Raw genomic sequence first — 15,727 nt, forward strand, 5'->3', positions numbered from 1 at the left:
GACCTCTGAAGGTGCATCCACCTCAGAGGATAAGCCGCCGGCGAGACTCCAATTTATCTTTCCGCGCCACCGATTGCGATTTTCTTCTCCTTGCAACCGCGATCCGAGTGCGCCTGTGCCCGAAGATGCCGGGGAGACTGTCCGGTCCAGCGGCGGACTGCGCGGGAAAGTGCCGAGGCGTTGGTGTATCCAAGACGCTCTGCCACCTCGGCAATGGACAGCCGGCTTGACCCGAGCAGGTGCAACGCGATGTCCCGCCGTGTCTCGTCGAGAAGGTCGGAAAACGGAACACCGGCCTCGGCGAGACGTCTCTGCAACGTACGCGGCGTAACGTTCACTGCACGGGCGACATCCTTGATCGAAACGGCCCCCGCACCCATCAGCGCCTGGATCGTCCAACGCAAAGAAGCGATGAAGTCGACCTCACTCAGAACCACAGGCTGACCCCGGAGCAGCCGGTCATCGTCATAGACGACACTGTCCGCCCGGGCATCGGCCACACGGGTGGGAATGTCGATCACGAGGCGCGGTTCGCTTGCGGCCTCGACCCGCCCGAACCATCGCGCGAGGTGATCGACGCCAGCCGTCGGGTGCGGAACGATTTCGACCCGAGAAAACAATGGACGCTGCTGCGAGCAGGCAGCGCAGATCGAATGAACGAGGGCTGCAACATATTGATGGACGAAATGCTGGGCTTCCGCGTCGAATGCAAGAGTCCACTTGTCGATCACGCGTATTCCGCCTGGAACATCATGAACCGCAAAAACCTCGTGGGTGCTGTGCCTCGGCATGAAATCGGCGACCGCGAGCAGCGCGCCACGTGGCGTCCGCCGCGACCGGGCAATGCGGCCGATTGCCCCCACCTCGCTGAAGTCTGTCGTTGCTCCTATACGGCAGAAAACGTCGGCGCCTTCTGCTCTTCCCAAAAGTCGGAGCATCTCCACGCCATTCATGATCGGCGCGAAGCCCTCCAAATCTTCAGCGATCGAATCGCCGAGTGCCGCGTCACGCAGGAACGTTTCAACGGGAAGGCCGTGATCGGAGACCCACCGCAATATCGGTGCGAACACGCCAGCCCGAATGGTTGGAACAATGGGAATCATATTGTCGTTTGGCGCCTCCCCTGTCGCTACGGCAGCTTAGTCTTGTTTCGGCAGAATTCCGAGCAATTCCACAGCGACGGGTTGGCCGGAGGCTTCAACTCCTGAGTAGGCTGAAGCCGCGATGAGCAAGACCACGAACAGGTCTTGTCCCGAGGTCCGCGAGCGTGCGCTGCGTTCGGTGCCGGATCACCAGGGCCAGCACAGCTTCCGCTATCGGGAGATCATGTCGATCTGCGCGGCGAACGGCAGTGCGGCGCACACGCTGAACGAATGGGTCAAGAGGTCTGGGATTGATGGCAGTGTTCCAGCCTGCCTCCCGAGGGAAATGGCGAGAAGATGAAGGCCATAGAACGGAAGAACCGTGAGCTTCGTCAGGCTGGTCTGACGTGCACCCCACAGTTTCGGCACGACGGCCGCCGGCTCGAGATTGAGGCTGTTCCATCGGCAAGCGCCGTGGAGCGTAACCAGAAATGCAATTGAACCGAATTGATCAGGTTGAGGCGGTCGCCGACGAAAAACCGGAAACTGAAAAACAAGGATATGAAATTCAATACCTTTTTGAATTGTAACCCGAAAAAGAGAAGATGGTGGGCCCGGAGGGACTCGAACCCCCAACCAATCCGTTATGAGCGGACGGCTCTAACCAATTGAGCTACAGGCCCCGCAGCGGCGGCTTGAACCGGCGGTGCGCCTGTCTTCCTACCCCAGCTCGACAAGTGCTGACAAGAAGGCCGCGACGTCGACGGCGACCCGTCCACGAAATCCCGCATGGCACCGCACACGGTCGGGCAGTTGCATTGCGCCGCGAAGCGCGCCAAAAGCTGAACCGGTCAGGATTTCCCGAAGCCCGCCATCGATGGTGCGCGGGCCAAAGCCCGCCAGAGAGACGCCATGCCTCGTTTTCCCACAACTGTCGCGCTCGTGCTCGTCTCGATCACGCTTGTCGGCTGGCTGCTGTTCATCGGCCGGGCGCTGCTGCTGCCCTTCGTGATCGCACTGCTGGTCTGGTATCTGATCAACGCATTGTCGGCGGCGGTGCGCGCGATCCCCTTCGGACCCTGCCACCTGCCGCGGGCGATCGCGCTGCCGGCGGCCCTTGCCGTGATTTTCGGCGTCTCCTCCATGGTGGTCGACGTGGTCACCGCGAACCTGACGGAACTGGCGCGCGACGCCCCGGTCTACCAGACCCGTCTCGACGCGCTCCTGAAGACCTATTCGACCCGCTTCGGGCTGACCGACCCGCTGGCCCTGCGCGACCTCATGCCCGACAATGCGTTCAACCAGGCGATCAGCGCCGGCGCGAACGCCATCACCACGATCGCGGGATCGGCGTCGCTCGTGTTCATTTACGTCCTGTTCCTTCTGCTCGAACAGTCCACCTTCGACCGCAAGATGGCGCGCCTGTTCGTCTCGCCCGGGCGTGCGGAGATGGTGTTCAAGGTGCGCGACCGCCTCGCCGAGGCACTGCGCCACTATCTCGGCATCAAGACGGCGGTCAGCGTGCTCACCGGCCTGCTTACCAGCGGGCTCTTGATGCTCCTCGGGCTTCCCTATGCAGCACTCTTCGGCTTCATCGCCTTCCTCTTGAACTACATTCCCACGATCGGCTCGCTGATTTCGGTAATCTTTCCGAGCCTGCTGGCGCTCGTCTATTTCGACACGCTCACGCCGTTCTTCATCATCAGCCTGGGTCTCGGAACCATCCAGTTTTCGATCGGCAACCTTCTGGAACCGCGCCTGATGGGCAACAGCCTGAACCTGTCCGGACTGGTGATCATGTTGTCGCTCGCTTTCTGGGGCTCGATCTGGGGGGTGACAGGCATGGTGCTCTGCGTGCCGCTGACCGTCATGGTGCTGATTATCTGCGCGCAGTTTCCAGGTTCCAGGCCCATCGCCGTGCTCCTGTCGGCCGATGGCGATGTCGGCGAGCCGATCTCCCCCCACGCCCCCTTGGCCGATCTCTGACCGCTGCCTTTCACCTGCCGCATTTCGCGGAAAAGGTCGCCACCGTTTCTTTCCCCGCACCAGGGATCATCAGGAGTAAAATCATGCGCGTTTCCCCCACCCGCTCCCTCGTCACCGCCTGCGCCGCAGCGCTCTTCCTCACGGTGGGCGCCGCAAGCGCCCAGGAGACGCCGCGCACGGCGACGATCGACATGGTGGGCCAGGCAAGCGTCTCCGCCGCCCCCGACATGGCGATGGTGCAAAGCGGCGTCGTCAGCGATGCCGAAACCGCCGGCGAGGCAATGACGGCGAACACAGCCGCCATGAGCGCGGTGGTCGCGCGCATCAAGGCCGCCGGCATCGAGAGCCGCGACATCCAGACGTCGGGCTTTTCCGTCTCCCCGCGCTACCGCCGGCTGAAAACCACCGAGCCCGACGAATACCGGTCGGAAGTCTTCGGCTACCGCGTCACCAACAACGTCACGGTGCGGGTCCGCGAGCTTGCCAACCTCGGCGCGCTGCTCGATGCGATGGTGCGCGACGGCGCCAATCAGATCGGCGGCATTTCCTTCATCGTCAGCGACGCCGACAGTCTGAAGGACGAGGCCCGCAAGGCCGCGATGGCCGACGCAATGCGCAAGGCAAAGCTTTACGCCGAAGCCGCCGGCGTCGAACTCGGCCGGGTGCTGTCGATCAACGAGCAGGATTTCGGCGGCCCGCGCCCGCAGATGATGATGGCCCGCGCGGAAATGGCAGCAGACGGCGCGCCCGCGCCGGTCGAGGCGGGCGAGACCAGCCTTCAGGTGCGCATCAACGTGACCTGGGAACTGGCGCAGTAAAGCCCTCCCGACACGCCGCAAACCGACCGGAACAGGACGCGGGCCCGCAAAGGCCCGCGTCTTTTCACGTCTTCGCGCCCAGCCCGTCGCGGACCCAGACCTGCAGCCGCTTGCGGCTGTTGTGCGTCTCGCCGAGATCCGGCCAGTCGAAGCCGACGGTCAGGCCCGCGACGGGCCGGTAGCCGCGCTTCGTCCAGAACGGATCGAGCGGGCGATAACCGGCCGGCTTGCGCGGATCGGCATCGTCGCGGATCACCGCGCAAAAAGCGGCATGGTCGAACCCGAGGGCCCGGGCATGCGCCTCGCGCCGGTCGAAGAACGCATGGCCCACCCCCTTGCCGCGGTAGGCCGGATCGAGAACGGATTCCGCAAAGTAAAAATACGCCGCCGGGTCGAGACCCGCTTCCACGAAAGGCGCGCGAAAGTCGTCGACCTCTCCGGACAGCGGCTGCCCAGTCGCGGCTCCCACGAGGTCTTCCGCGTCGAAGGCGGCAACGACGACGGCTCCGGGAGAGACGGCGTAGCGCGCGAGATAATCTTCCTCGTAGGCGAGCGATCCTTGATAAAGATACGGCCAGGCCTGAAAAACGCCGACCCTCAATTTGGCAAGCGCGGGAAGCACACCTTCGATTTCGCTAGCCGTCAAAGAAACAATTCGCAAAGCCATCTTATTTCGTCGCTTTTCCTTGTGAGCAGACCGACATCCATTATCTGCATGCCGGAAATGCGAAATTCGCATTGCATTTAAACCCGAAACACCTTAGAGGCTACGCCTTCGGGACTGTACCCGGGTTTCATCTACTGGTTGGGGAGACCGCCATGTCTGACGACGGCCTCTTCCAATTGGGGATGGACTTGGAGGCTCGTGAAAGAGAAGCCGTGGATACGTCCACCTTCATCGAGCCAAGAAGCACCACCCATACGGAAGACACCACTCAAGTATCCGCGCCTGCATCTCATGCGCAAGACGACCGGCTCGACCATTTTATCGAGAAGGACGGCGTGCGTTGTGCGGGATCGCACCTGATCATCGACCTATACGACGCAGAGCGTCTTGACGACCTTCCCTATATCGAGGAAGCGCTCAGGGCCTGTGTCGAGGAGGCCGGTGCGACCTTGCTGCACATTCATCTGCACCCCTTTCAGCCGGAAGGCGTGAGCGGTGTCGCGGTGCTGGCGGAAAGCCACATCTCGGTGCACACCTGGCCCGAGGCCGGCTATGCCGCCTTCGATGTCTTCATGTGCGGCGACGCGCAGCCGGAAAAATGCGTCGAGGTGCTCAAGCGCGCCTTTGCGCCCGGACGCGCCGAAGTAAGCGAACTGCTTCGCGGCAAGGAGGTCGCATGAGCGGCGGGCTTGTCTTCAACGAGACACTCTATCCCGGCGTCGAGGTCAAATACGGCTGCGACACCATCCTGTATCAGGATCGCTCCGAACATCAGGACCTGGTTCTCTTCGAGAACCGGGTCTTCGGAAAGGTGCTGATGCTCGACGGCATCACCCAGGTCACGACCGCGGACGAGTTCATCTACCACGAGATGATGGCGCATGTGCCGATCCTGGCGCATGGCGCGGCATCCGAGGTGCTGATCGTCGGCGGTGGCGATTGCGGCATGGCCGAGGAAGCGCTGAAGCATCCGGGCATCGAACGGCTGACCCAGGTCGAGATCGACGAAGCCGTGGTGGATTTCTCCAGGGAGCACTTCGCCGAGTTCAATGCGCCCGTCTTCGACGACGAGCGCTTCGATCTGGTGATTGCCGACGGTGCGCGCTTCGTCGCCGAGACCGACCGCCGCTTCGATGTGGTGTTGGTCGACAGCACCGATCCGATGGGACCGGGCGCCGTACTCTTTACCGAGGAGTTCTACCGTGCGGTGCATCGTTGCCTGAAGCCCGGCGGCGTTCTGGTCACGCAAAACGGCGTACCCTTCCTGCAGCGCGACGAACTGGTCACCTCGATCCGGCATTTCTCGAAGATCTACACGGATGCCTACGCCTATGTCGCGGCCATTCCGACCTATTTCGGCGGACATATGGCGCTTGGCTGGGCCACCGACAACGCGGATCTGCGCAAGGTGCCGGTGGATGAACTGACCCGCCGCTTCGAGGCCGCCGGCCTCGACACGCGTTACTACACGCCGGAGGTGCATGCCGCAGCCTTCGCCCTGCCCCGCTTCATTCTCGATGCGGTGAAGGACGGGCGGACCGACGCCGGCTGAGCCGGACGTCCGCACCTGCGAGACAAACGAGGGCGGCAGCGATGCCGCCCTTTTCTTTTGTGCCCTCATAAGGCAATGCTACCAAAAGTCGCGTATGCAGCTTTGATACACTCCTTTGCGTGCGCCGTCGCGACTTGCGCGCCGGGCGATGCGCCCTGTGGCGCACCAATTGATTTTTTATACTGAAATGAGTATATTTCAGGGAAGGAAGCATGAAGCCATGCCGATGGGTCGGTGACTCACAGGAGAAAATGCGGGCTTTTCCGCCCGAAGTGAAACGCGATATGGGCACCGCATTGAGATATGCCCAATCCGGCTTGAAGGCGGGGAGCGCAAAACCGCTCAAGGGATTTGGGTCCGGTGTTCTTGAGATCGTGGACAATCACGACGGCGACACCTACCGCTGCGTCTATCTTCTTCGTCTGAAGGGCATCGTCTATGTGCTTCATGCATTTCAGAAAAAATCGAAGACCGGCATCAAGACATCCAAACTGGATCTTGCTCTGATCAAATCCCGCATCAAGCTGGCCGAAGCGGATTACAAGAAAGACAAGTGACATGAACGAGACAGTTGTCGAAGGAAGCGGAAATGTCTTCGATGACCTTGGGCTGGAAGACGCCGGCGAACTTGACTTCAAGGCCGCCCTCGCGATCCAGGTGGCATCGATTGTCAAACACCGTCATCTTACCCAGCGCGAGGCAGGCGAGATCCTCGGAATCCCGCAATCTCATGTCTCGAAGATCTTGAACGGAAAGCTCGACGGCATCACCTCGGACAGGCTGATCCGCATGCTCTTGAAGCTTGGACGCGACATCGACATCGTGATCAAGAAGAAGCGGACTCCGACCGAACACGGTCGTCTCGCCATTGCCAGCGCGCGGAAACGGGTCCATGTCGCAGCATAAAACGGCGCTTTCCCGCTTGATCGGGCTCTACGAAGCAACACCGGGGCGGCAGCAATGCCGCCCTTTTCTTTTGCCGCCCTTTTTGCCGCGCGGCGATGGCGGCGTCAGTCGCGCGCCTCGAGCCAGGCGCGCATCGTCTCGCGGTCGCCGCCGGTAACCCCTTCGGCCACCCGTCGGCCGACCGCCGCGCCGAACTTGTAGCCGTGGCCGGAACAGGCCGAGACGACGGTCGCGCGCGGCGCCAGAGACGCAAAAAAATGCTCGTCGCGGGTGAACGTATAGGCGCAGGTCACCACCTCGGTGACGCGATAGTCCTCGATGCGCGCGAACGGCGGGCCGAAGAGGTCGCGCAACCGCTCGCCCTCGCCCGGTTCCGGCACGCGCCGGTCATCGGCCTTGCACGGAACCTTGTGAACGCCCGCCCCCACCTTCAGCCCCGTTCCCGCCACCGGCGGCAGGACATAGCCGTCGACCGTGCCGCCGACGTCGAGGATCGCGGGCGCCGCCTCCCAGGCCGCGCGCAGATCCTCCGGTGGCGCCAGATAGGCGACCGCCGTGCGGTAGCTCGTCAGCGAGGCGGCAAGGGCTGGAAACAGGTCCAGCACCCAGGCGCCTGCGGTCACCACCACATGGTCCGCCGCAAGCTCTTCGCCTGTTGCGAGCGTGACCCGGCCCTTGTCCGCATCCACGGCCGTCACGCGCGCGTTTTCCCGCACCTCCGCACCCGAACGCCCGAGCCAGTCCCGAATTCCGGCCGCGATCCTTTGGCACAAGAGCACGCCGCCCTCCGGGCTGAAGGCCGCGCTGTGGATCGTATCCGCATCGAGGAACGGATAACGTGCTGCCGCGTCCGCCGGCGAAAAATCCTCCACCGGAAAGCCGCCGTCGACCAGCCCCTGACGATAGTCGACCGCCTCGTCGCGTCCGGTCTGCGACACGATCAGGAAGCCGGTATCGACCAGATGCTTGGCGCCGAGATCGTCCCACAGCGCATCCCAGACGTCATAGGCGGCGCCGATGCGCCGCTGATAGCCGGTCTGCCCGCCATAGGCGCGGCGGATGATGCGGTGCTGGTCGCCGGAGGCCGACAGCGGATTGGGGATCGGCCCCTGTTCCAGCAGCGTGACCTCGACGCCTTTTTTTGCCAGCGCCCAGGCGGTGCAAAGCCCGGAAATCCCGGCACCCACGACGATCGCTTTCATCCTGCCGTCCTTCCTTGAAACCTCGCGTGCGATCCTGCAGCGAGCCTATGCCTGCGAACCGCCCGTCCGATAGGCGGAGAGCGCGCGAAACTCTTTCTTGCCCACAGTCGATTGTCGCGGCACCGTGAGCGTCACCACAGCCGTCGGGATGGCCCGTCCGGCGCCTTGGAGCCACCTTCCAGATGAGCGAGACCACCCTCTCCCGGATTCCCGATCTCGGCTATCTGCTTCGGGAATACTATGAGCTCTACCGGCACATGTCGTCGGGCGGCAGCGACAAGATCCGCGCCCATCAGCGCGGCGTGCGCGAGGCGATCAGCCGCGTCCTGAAGTCGAACGCGGAAGTGCGCTTCGGCGAGCCGGCGCACAAGCCCGTCACCGCCCACCTGAAACGCGCGCTCGACGAGGGGCGGCTGGAACGCACCGCGACCTTCATCCGCGCGGTGGAATCGATCTCGCCGCAGCTTGTCTGGCAATATGGCTACGAGAAGATCCCCAAGGGTCTGGAGCGAACCTTCGCCTATGCGGAAGTCTGCGGACCGAACGGGCCGGTGCTCACCAACGAGGTGATCCTGGGTCTCGTGCTCTTCGCGCCGGGATGCACCTATCCCGCCCACGCGCACGACCGGATTTCGGAAAGCTACATCTGCCTGTCGGGCAGTGTTTCGGAAAACCACCAGGGCGTCTATGCGCCGGGCTCGATGATCTTCAACCCGCCCGAACACACCCACCGCATCACGGTGTCGAAGACCGAGCCGGCGCTGCTTGCCTATGCCTGGTCCGGGCCGCCGGAGTTGCTCGCCAACCAGAAGATGGTGTTCTCGCGTCCCCGCAAGAAGACGTGATGCGGCTCCGGCCTCAGCCGACGACCTGCGCGCTCCAGTCCGTGAGATTGTAATACGTGGTGATGCGCGCGATTTTTCCGTCGCGGATCTCGAAGAAGGTTCCCGCCGGCAGGCGGTAGGTCTGGCCGCTTGCCTCGGGAAGCCCGTCGTCGGTGACGAGATAGGTGCCGGACACGATGAATTCGGCCGCCGCCCGCGCGCCGTCGCCGGTGACGAAGATCACCATCTCCGACAATTCCTCGCGGTAGCAGCGGGTCATATGCGCGTTGAACGCCGCAAAGGCCTCGCGCCCGATGCGCCGCTCGCCCTGGTTGACGTCATGAGCGACATCCTCGGTGACAAGGCTCGCCATCTTCGCCGTGTCGCCTGCATTGAAAGCGGCGAAATAGGTTTCGATCAGAGCGCGGGTGGTGTCGACGGTCATGGGAGCATCCGGAAAAGGGCGTTGGCGGGAGATCCCTTCGCCGAAGCGAAACGGGCGCGGCGGAGTGTGTCCGCCATCTCCGCCGATGGCAAGCCCGCTGTTGCCGGATCAAAGCCCCGCGGTCATGAGCGCCTGAAACAGCACGCCGGAGACAATCGCGCCGACAAGGCCGAGACCGATATAGGCGGCAAAGACCGGCAGGCGCACCAGCGACCAGACGGCCGCCATGGCGGGCACGGAGCTGACCGCACCGGCGATCATGAAGGACATCGCCGCGCCCGAGGACATGCCCTGCTCGAGGAGACCGGCCAGCAGCGGCGGCGCGACATAGCTGTTGAGATAGGCCGGCATGCCGACGAGGGCTGCGAGGACGATGGACACCACTCCGCCGCCGCCGATCACACGGGCAATCAGGTCGGCGGGCACATAGGTGACGAGCAGCGCTTCCAACACATAGGCAAGCGCCAGCCACTTCGCCAGAAAGAGCGCGTTGACCCGCAATTCCTCGCCAAAAACCGCGCGGCGCGGGGCCTCGTTCCAGAAGCGCCAGTGCGGCGCGCCGCCAGGGGCCGGCTTGCTGCAGCATCCGCCGGCCGAAATCGCGCGCGCGGGATTGGCAAAGGCCCCGCCGGCCGTCATCGCCTTGACCGCGAAGCCGCCGAACAGGCCGAGCGCGACGGCGAAGACCGCCTTGGCGATGGCGAAGGGCCAGCCGAGGGCTGCCGCCGTGATCAGGAGCGTCGGCGGATCGATCAAGGGCGACGACAGCCAGAACGCCATGATCGCGGGCAAGGGCGCGCCGACGGCCAAAAGCCCGGCAATGAAAGGCACGACCTGACAGGAACAGAAAGGCGCCAACCCGCCGAACAGCGCGGCCAGCAAGATCGCCTGTGTCTCGCGGCCCTCGAACGCGCGCCCGACCAGAGCCTGCGCGCCGGTGGCCTTTAGTCCTGCGATCAGCAGGACGGCGACCAGCACATAGGGCAGCGTGGCGGCAAACGCGCGCGCGGCAAAACTCACGATGCCGCCCGCCTCGCCCGGGTCGAGCATGAGAACCAGCAAGGGAAGAGCGACGACAAGGCTCCAGGGCGTCAGCAGCCAGGGTTTCAGCCCGCTCCAGGAGATTTGCGGCGTCCGCGGCGCGGCAACCGGCCCCGCGCCGGCATCGGTCTTCGGGCCGCAGCAGCCGGTTTCGCCCGATCCGGCGGAGGTCGTGTCAGCCATCTGTCGTGTCCTTCTGCTCCGCGCCCGGCGACCATTCGTCGGCGCAGCATTGCGAAAGGATGAAGCCGGCCAGATCCTTCAGCCGGTCGAACGCCGCCCGGTTGATCACGGAGCGGCCGGCCTTTTCCTGCGCAATCAGCCCGCCGGCGGCGAGGAACCGCAGGTGATGGGCAAGCGTCGAGGCGGCCATGCCGGTGCGCTCCTGAATGTCGCCGACAGTCAGCCCCGCCCGCCCGGCCCGAACGAGCGCAAGCACAACGGCCAGCCGCGCCTCCGATCCGATGGCCGCAAACCCCTGGGCCGCTTCCTCGATGTGAAGTCTCTCTTTTTCCATAAAACTAGTTTTATAGTTTTATTTGCCGAATGCAAGCGCAAAACCGGCCGCGCCGGAACGGGCGCCAGTCCTTCATGCCGGCCCGACCGGACCTTGCACGGACGCCGGGCAGGAGATGCATTTGATTTCGCGCCACGACGCGGGTCAGATAGCGTCGACGACGCATCGGAAGGATCACCGGGATGGACGAGACCAGAGGCGGATGCCTGTGCGGCGGCTTGCGGATCTCGGCACACGGCGAACCGGATCGGGTCGGCCTGTGCCATTGCCTCGACTGCCGCAAGTTCCACGGCGCACTGTTTCATGCCTCTGCCGTCTACCCGGCGGACGCCGTCACGGTCGACGGCGCCTTTGGCGACTACGAGGGCCGCTGCTTCTGCCCGCGCTGCGGCTCCTCGGTCTTCTCCAGAAGCGGCAACGAGATCGAAATCAACCTCGGCGTGCTCGACGACCCGAACCGCTTCACCCCGACCTACGAACTCTGGACCACCCGCCGCGAAACCTGGCTCCCGCCCTTCCCCGGCCTGACGCGCCATGAGAGGGACCGGGAGGAGGATGGGAGCTAGCCCGAGCGGTGATCTCACCAGAACCAGTCGGCGAAATCCTTGTCGGCCAATACGCGCGCCTCGATTGAAAACGCGGCGAGTTTCGCGTGTTCCAATTGGTCGTGCAAGGGGTGTCGACAGAGGCCGCTTCCTCCTCAGCGTCACCCCGGGCAAGCGCCAGCGAAACGCCGGGCTCCATCCCCGGAGGATGGGGCTAACTGCTGCGAAACACGGCTCGCCAAGGCCGAACGCCGTTCCTCGTGCCGTGATGATCGGGCAACCACGGACCGCTGCACGGGACTGCGGTGCGCGCGGCCGTCCCAAACAGCGCGTGAGCCGCGACCCGCTGTCCCTTCGCGCCCTCAGCCTCGGCGGCCACGCCGCCGCCCTCCCCCCTCAATTCTGCGGGAAGCCGCGCGACTGCCACTGGCTCCTAGGCACCGGCGGGCCGACGCGGAAGGAGAAGGTTTCCACGCGCGTCACGGCCGGGTCGGTCTCGCAGCGGAAATCGAGGTCGTACCAGACCCCGCGCGAGCGATAGGCGGCGCGCACAGGCGCCAGCACCGTTCCCGGTTGCGGGCGGAAGGAGGGCAGGATTTCCGCCGGGCGGTCGGGGTAGAGATCGCGGATCTGCGCGCGCAACTCCGTCAGGCACAGGAGATTGAGCCGCTGCGGCCCCGACATGCCGGCCATCGCCGTGCGCGTGCGGGAATCTCCGAGAATCCGGTCGGAAAAGAGCTCCCGCGAGCGGGCAAGGCGCGGTGCGCCGGGCCGCCGCGCCGGTTCCGCCGCATTTCCGGGCAGCCGGACGCCCGGTGGCAGATCGCCTTGCTCGGCCGCCCGCTCCGCGGCCCGCAAGGCCCCCGGCGGCAGCGGCGGCTTGGCGCGCGGCAAGGTGGTCGCAATGGCGCCAGACAGCCCGTCGGCCTCCGGTGCGCTCGCAGGCGCCTCCTCCACAACCGTCTCGCCGACCGGGGCCGTTTCGCCCTCTTCCTCCGGTCCCGCAATGATATCGCTCTCCGGCGAGACCTCCTCGGGTGCCGGCTCCGCGACCGCCTCTGCCGTCTCGGCCTCTTCCTCGGCAGACGCTTCCTCGGCTGATACGTCCTCGGCGGGCGTTTCGTCCGCCGGCGCGTCTTCCACCAGTGGCTCTTCGGCTGCGGCGGGATCGGCCTCCGTCCCGGCTTCGGTCTCGGCTTCGGTCTCGGCCGGCGTCTCCGTCACCGGATCCGGCACGACCGGCTCCGCCTCATCGGGCTGCGGCGTCTCAAGCGTCTCGGCGGCCTCGGCATCCCCGTCCTCGCCGGCCGGCTCGTCCGGCGGCGTTTCGTCCTCGGCGGGTGTCAGTGCCCCGTCGCGCGGCTCGCCGTCTTCCCCGCCGGCGGCCTCGCTTGCTTCCTCTGCAAACTCCTCGACCGGCTGCAACACCGGCAGGCTGTCAGCGTCCGGAACCGATGCCGGCGGCGCCTCGGGTTCCGGCTGCTCGGGGTCCGGCTCTTCCTGGATTTCCTCCGGAGCAGGTTCAGGCGCGGGCTCTTCCGCGTCCTCTTCTTCCTGTTCCGGCTCGGGTTCCGGTTCTGGCGCAGGCTCTTCGGCGGCAGGCTCTTCTTCGGCCTGCTCCTCTTCCGGCGTGGGGGCTTGCGGCGGCGGCACCAGCACCACCTCGATCGGCTCTTCGGCTTCCGGCGTTTCCATGTCGCGCGGCGGCGTCTCGATGAAAAGGAGCACGATCAGTGCGTGCAACAACAGAGATGCGGCGACGCCGACAAGAAAGAGCCTGGAACCCGGCCGGCCGTCCTCGCGCGGGGGCGCGGGGCCGGGCACGATCTCGGGCAAATCGGAGGGCGTGGAAACCACGGGGGCGGCACCTTCTGGCTGCAAGCCGGGTCAGGAGAGATGCAAGGCCGCAAGGCTCGTGGAGCGGCACGACGGAGTCAATAACGCAGCCGAAGGGGGCATCAAAATGAAAAACCCGGCGTCGCCGCCGGGTTCTTTCTGTATCAAGCGCAAGAGCCGATCAGCTGTCGAGGAACGAGCGCAGCTTGCGCGAGCGGCTCGGGTGCTTGAGCTTCCTGAGCGCCTTGGCCTCGATCTGGCGGATACGCTCGCGGGTGACCGAGAACTGCTGGCCGACCTCTTCCAGCGTGTGATCGGTGTTCATGCCGATGCCGAAGCGCATGCGCAGCACGCGCTCCTCGCGCGGCGTGAGCGAGGCGAGCACGCGCGTCGTCGTCTCGCGCAGGTTCGACTGGATCGCCGCGTCGATCGGCAGGACCGCGTTCTTGTCCTCGATGAAATCGCCGAGGTGGCTGTCCTCCTCGTCGCCGATCGGCGTTTCGAGCGAGATCGGCTCCTTGGCGATCTTGAGAACCTTGCGGACCTTCTCCAGCGGCATCTGCAGCTTTTCGGCCAGCTCCTCCGGGGTCGGCTCGCGGCCGATCTCATGCAGCATCTGGCGCGAGGTGCGCACGATCTTGTTGATCGTCTCTATCATGTGCACCGGAATGCGGATCGTGCGGGCCTGATCGGCGATAGAACGGGTGATCGCCTGCCGGATCCACCAGGTGGCATAGGTGGAGAACTTGTAGCCGCGCCGGTACTCGAACTTGTCGACCGCCTTCATCAACCCGATGTTGCCTTCCTGGATGAGATCCAGGAACTGCAGGCCGCGGTTGGTGTATTTCTTGGCAATCGAGATCACGAGCCTGAGGTTCGCCTCGACCATTTCCTTCTTGGCGATGCGCGCCTCGCGCTCGCCCTTCTGGACCATGGAGACGATGCGGCGGAACTCCGTCGTCTCCAGCCCGGTCTGCGAGGCGAGGTTCTGGATCTCCTGACGCAGATCGCGGATCCCTTCCTTCTCGCCGGCGACGAAGTTCTTCCAGCCCCTGGACGACAGGTTCGCAACCTTGCGGATCCAGTTCGGGTCGAGCTCGTTGCCCTGATACTGCTTGAGGAAGTCGGTGCGATCGACGCCATGGCTGTCGGCGAGCCGCAGCAGACGGCCCTCGTAGCCCATCAGACGCTTGTTGATGTCGTAGAGCTGCGCGACCAGATTGTCGATACGCTGCTGGTTGAGCGACAGGCTCTTCACATCGACGACGATGTCTTCCTTGAGCTTCTTGTAGCGGCGTTCCTGCGAGGGCGTCAGCGTCTTGTTGGCGAGCTTGTTCTCGACAAGCTGGTCCTGCAGGCGGCGCAGCTTCTTGTATTCGTCGGCGATGCTGTCGAAGGTCTCCAGGACCTTCGGCTTCAGCTCGGCCTCCATCGCGGAAAGCGAGATGTTGGCCTCGAACTCGTCGTCATCGTCATCGCCATTGTCGGCGTCGCCGTCGGTCTCGCCCTCGGTCTTGGCCTCGGCCTCACCGGCGGGCGCGGGGCGCGCGCCGGGAGCAGCGGCCGCCGGCGAGCCGGACGCCGCCTCGCCGTTCTCTTCCCCGTCGCCGTCGGTTTCGTCCTCGGCGCCCTCGGGCTTGAAGTCCGGGCCGGAATAGGTCGCTTCCAGGTCGATGATGTCGCGCAGAAGGACCTTGCCCTCGTTGAGTTCGTCGCGCCAGATGATGATGGCCTGGAAGGTCAACGGGCTTTCGCACAGCCCGGCGATCATCGCCTCGCGGCCGGCCTCGATGCGCTTGGCGATGGCGATCTCGCCCTCGCGCGACAGAAGCTCCACCGACCCCATCTCGCGCAGGTACATGCGCACGGGATCGTCGGTCCTGTCGGTCGGCTCCTTGGTCGTGGTCTTGGCAACGGCGGTCGGCGCAGCCTCCACGACATCGGTGCCGGCAGCGCCCTCGCCGGCGGCCTCTTCCGCCTCTTCTTCCTCGATGACATTGATGCCCATGTCGGAGAGCATCGACATCGTGTCCTCGATCTGCTCCGAAGTGACCTCTTCGGACGGCAGAACCTCGTTCAGCTCTTCATAGGTGACGTAGCCGCGCTTCTTGGCGAGCTTGATCATCCGCTTGACGGCGGCATCGGAGAGATCGAGCAGGGGGCCGTCGGTCGTCTCGCCGGAAGGTTCCTGGGATTCGTCCGCCTGGGTTGCTTTCACTGCCATATTTTTCTCCGGCGCCGCCGGCCTCGCGGGGCCTGGCGCTGTCGCGTTTCGTCTCGGTGCATCAGCGTCCGGCCGGGCTGCG

Annotated in this window: 16 protein-coding genes and 1 tRNA gene; 8 read left to right on the forward strand and 9 right to left on the reverse strand. The window is 64.8% G+C overall.

What is annotated here, in order from left to right:
• Nucleotides 1-53: 53 nt before the first annotated feature.
• Both G572_RS25535 and G572_RS0114070 read right to left on the reverse strand, forming a co-directional pair.
• The gene (locus tag G572_RS25535; RefSeq protein WP_029059018.1) at nt 54-1,103 is read right to left on the reverse strand and encodes a helix-turn-helix domain-containing protein; all 1,050 of its coding nucleotides are present in this window, start codon (nt 1,101-1,103) and stop codon (nt 54-56) included.
• A 585-nt stretch (nt 1,104-1,688) separates the two neighbouring features.
• Nucleotides 1,689-1,765: transfer RNA gene (locus G572_RS0114070), tRNA-Ile, on the reverse strand.
• A 229-nt stretch (nt 1,766-1,994) separates the two neighbouring features.
• On the opposite strand from G572_RS0114070, the gene G572_RS0114075 reads away from it, so the two are divergent.
• A complete protein-coding gene (locus tag G572_RS0114075) occupies nt 1,995-3,068 on the forward strand; it encodes an AI-2E family transporter (protein ID WP_029059019.1) in 1,074 nt (357 codons plus the stop codon).
• A gap of 83 nt (nt 3,069-3,151) precedes the next feature.
• Complete coding sequence (locus G572_RS0114080) at nt 3,152-3,886, forward strand: SIMPL domain-containing protein (protein WP_029059020.1); 735 nt, start codon at nt 3,152-3,154, stop codon at nt 3,884-3,886.
• A gap of 64 nt (nt 3,887-3,950) precedes the next feature.
• On the opposite strand, the gene G572_RS0114085 is transcribed toward G572_RS0114080, so the two are convergent.
• The gene (locus G572_RS0114085; RefSeq protein WP_245566224.1) at nt 3,951-4,532 is read right to left on the reverse strand and encodes a GNAT family N-acetyltransferase; all 582 of its coding nucleotides are present in this window, start codon (nt 4,530-4,532) and stop codon (nt 3,951-3,953) included.
• A 203-nt stretch (nt 4,533-4,735) separates the two neighbouring features.
• Here G572_RS0114085 and speD point away from each other — a divergent pair, with 203 nt between their 5' ends.
• The 4 genes from speD to G572_RS23965 all read left to right on the forward strand — a co-directional run bounded on the left by speD (nt 4,736) and on the right by G572_RS23965 (nt 7,011).
• Entirely contained in the window at nt 4,736-5,233 is a 498-nt protein-coding gene (gene speD, locus G572_RS0114090) for an adenosylmethionine decarboxylase (protein ID WP_425423442.1), read from the forward strand.
• Nucleotides 5,230-6,105, forward strand: a complete 876-nt coding sequence (gene speE / locus G572_RS0114095; protein WP_029059023.1) for a polyamine aminopropyltransferase — start codon at nt 5,230-5,232, stop codon at nt 6,103-6,105. The genes speD and speE overlap by 4 nt, the downstream gene beginning before the upstream one ends.
• Nucleotides 6,106-6,317: 212 nt before the next feature.
• A complete protein-coding gene (locus G572_RS0114100; RefSeq protein WP_029059024.1) occupies nt 6,318-6,662 on the forward strand; it encodes a type II toxin-antitoxin system RelE/ParE family toxin in 345 nt (114 codons plus the stop codon).
• Nucleotide 6,663: 1 nt separating this feature from the next.
• Nucleotides 6,664-7,011, forward strand: coding sequence for a helix-turn-helix domain-containing protein (locus tag G572_RS23965; RefSeq protein WP_037546883.1), 348 nt, complete (start codon nt 6,664-6,666; stop codon nt 7,009-7,011).
• A gap of 104 nt (nt 7,012-7,115) precedes the next feature.
• Here the strand turns inward: G572_RS23965 and G572_RS0114110 are convergent, their stop codons facing one another.
• Entirely contained in the window at nt 7,116-8,213 is a 1,098-nt protein-coding gene (locus G572_RS0114110; RefSeq protein ID WP_029059025.1) for an NAD(P)/FAD-dependent oxidoreductase, read from the reverse strand.
• Between the two features lie 182 nt (nt 8,214-8,395).
• Here G572_RS0114110 and G572_RS0114115 point away from each other — a divergent pair, with 182 nt between their 5' ends.
• A complete protein-coding gene (locus tag G572_RS0114115; protein WP_029059026.1) occupies nt 8,396-9,058 on the forward strand; it encodes a dimethylsulfonioproprionate lyase family protein in 663 nt (220 codons plus the stop codon).
• A 13-nt stretch (nt 9,059-9,071) separates the two neighbouring features.
• Here the strand turns inward: G572_RS0114115 and G572_RS0114120 are convergent, their stop codons facing one another.
• The 3 genes from G572_RS0114120 to G572_RS0114130 form a co-directional block, all read right to left on the reverse strand.
• Nucleotides 9,072-9,482: a ketosteroid isomerase-related protein gene (locus G572_RS0114120; RefSeq protein ID WP_029059027.1), complete on the reverse strand. Its 411-nt coding sequence runs from the start codon at nt 9,480-9,482 to the stop codon at nt 9,072-9,074.
• Between the two features lie 108 nt (nt 9,483-9,590).
• On the reverse strand, nt 9,591-10,706 hold the full coding sequence (locus G572_RS0114125; protein WP_084650146.1) for a permease: 1,116 nt from the start codon (nt 10,704-10,706) through the stop codon (nt 9,591-9,593).
• On the reverse strand, nt 10,699-11,040 hold the full coding sequence (locus G572_RS0114130) for an ArsR/SmtB family transcription factor (protein ID WP_037546887.1): 342 nt from the start codon (nt 11,038-11,040) through the stop codon (nt 10,699-10,701). Before G572_RS0114130 ends, G572_RS0114125 begins: the two co-directional genes overlap by 8 nt.
• A 182-nt stretch (nt 11,041-11,222) precedes the next feature.
• On the opposite strand from G572_RS0114130, the gene G572_RS0114135 reads away from it, so the two are divergent.
• On the forward strand, nt 11,223-11,606 hold the full coding sequence (locus G572_RS0114135) for a GFA family protein (RefSeq protein WP_029059030.1): 384 nt from the start codon (nt 11,223-11,225) through the stop codon (nt 11,604-11,606).
• Between the two features lie 375 nt (nt 11,607-11,981).
• Here the strand turns inward: G572_RS0114135 and G572_RS23970 are convergent, their stop codons facing one another.
• Both G572_RS23970 and rpoD read right to left on the reverse strand, forming a co-directional pair.
• Entirely contained in the window at nt 11,982-13,442 is a 1,461-nt protein-coding gene (locus G572_RS23970) for a DUF930 domain-containing protein (RefSeq protein ID WP_037546889.1), read from the reverse strand.
• A gap of 160 nt (nt 13,443-13,602) precedes the next feature.
• Nucleotides 13,603-15,645 (reverse strand): RNA polymerase sigma factor RpoD, encoded by a 2,043-nt coding sequence (rpoD, locus tag G572_RS0114155; protein WP_029059032.1) that lies wholly within the window; start codon nt 15,643-15,645, stop codon nt 13,603-13,605.
• Nucleotides 15,646-15,727: the final 82 nt, after the last annotated feature.

Source organism: Stappia stellulata DSM 5886 (genome assembly GCF_000423705.1).
Classification (GTDB): domain Bacteria; phylum Pseudomonadota; class Alphaproteobacteria; order Rhizobiales; family Stappiaceae; genus Stappia; species Stappia stellulata.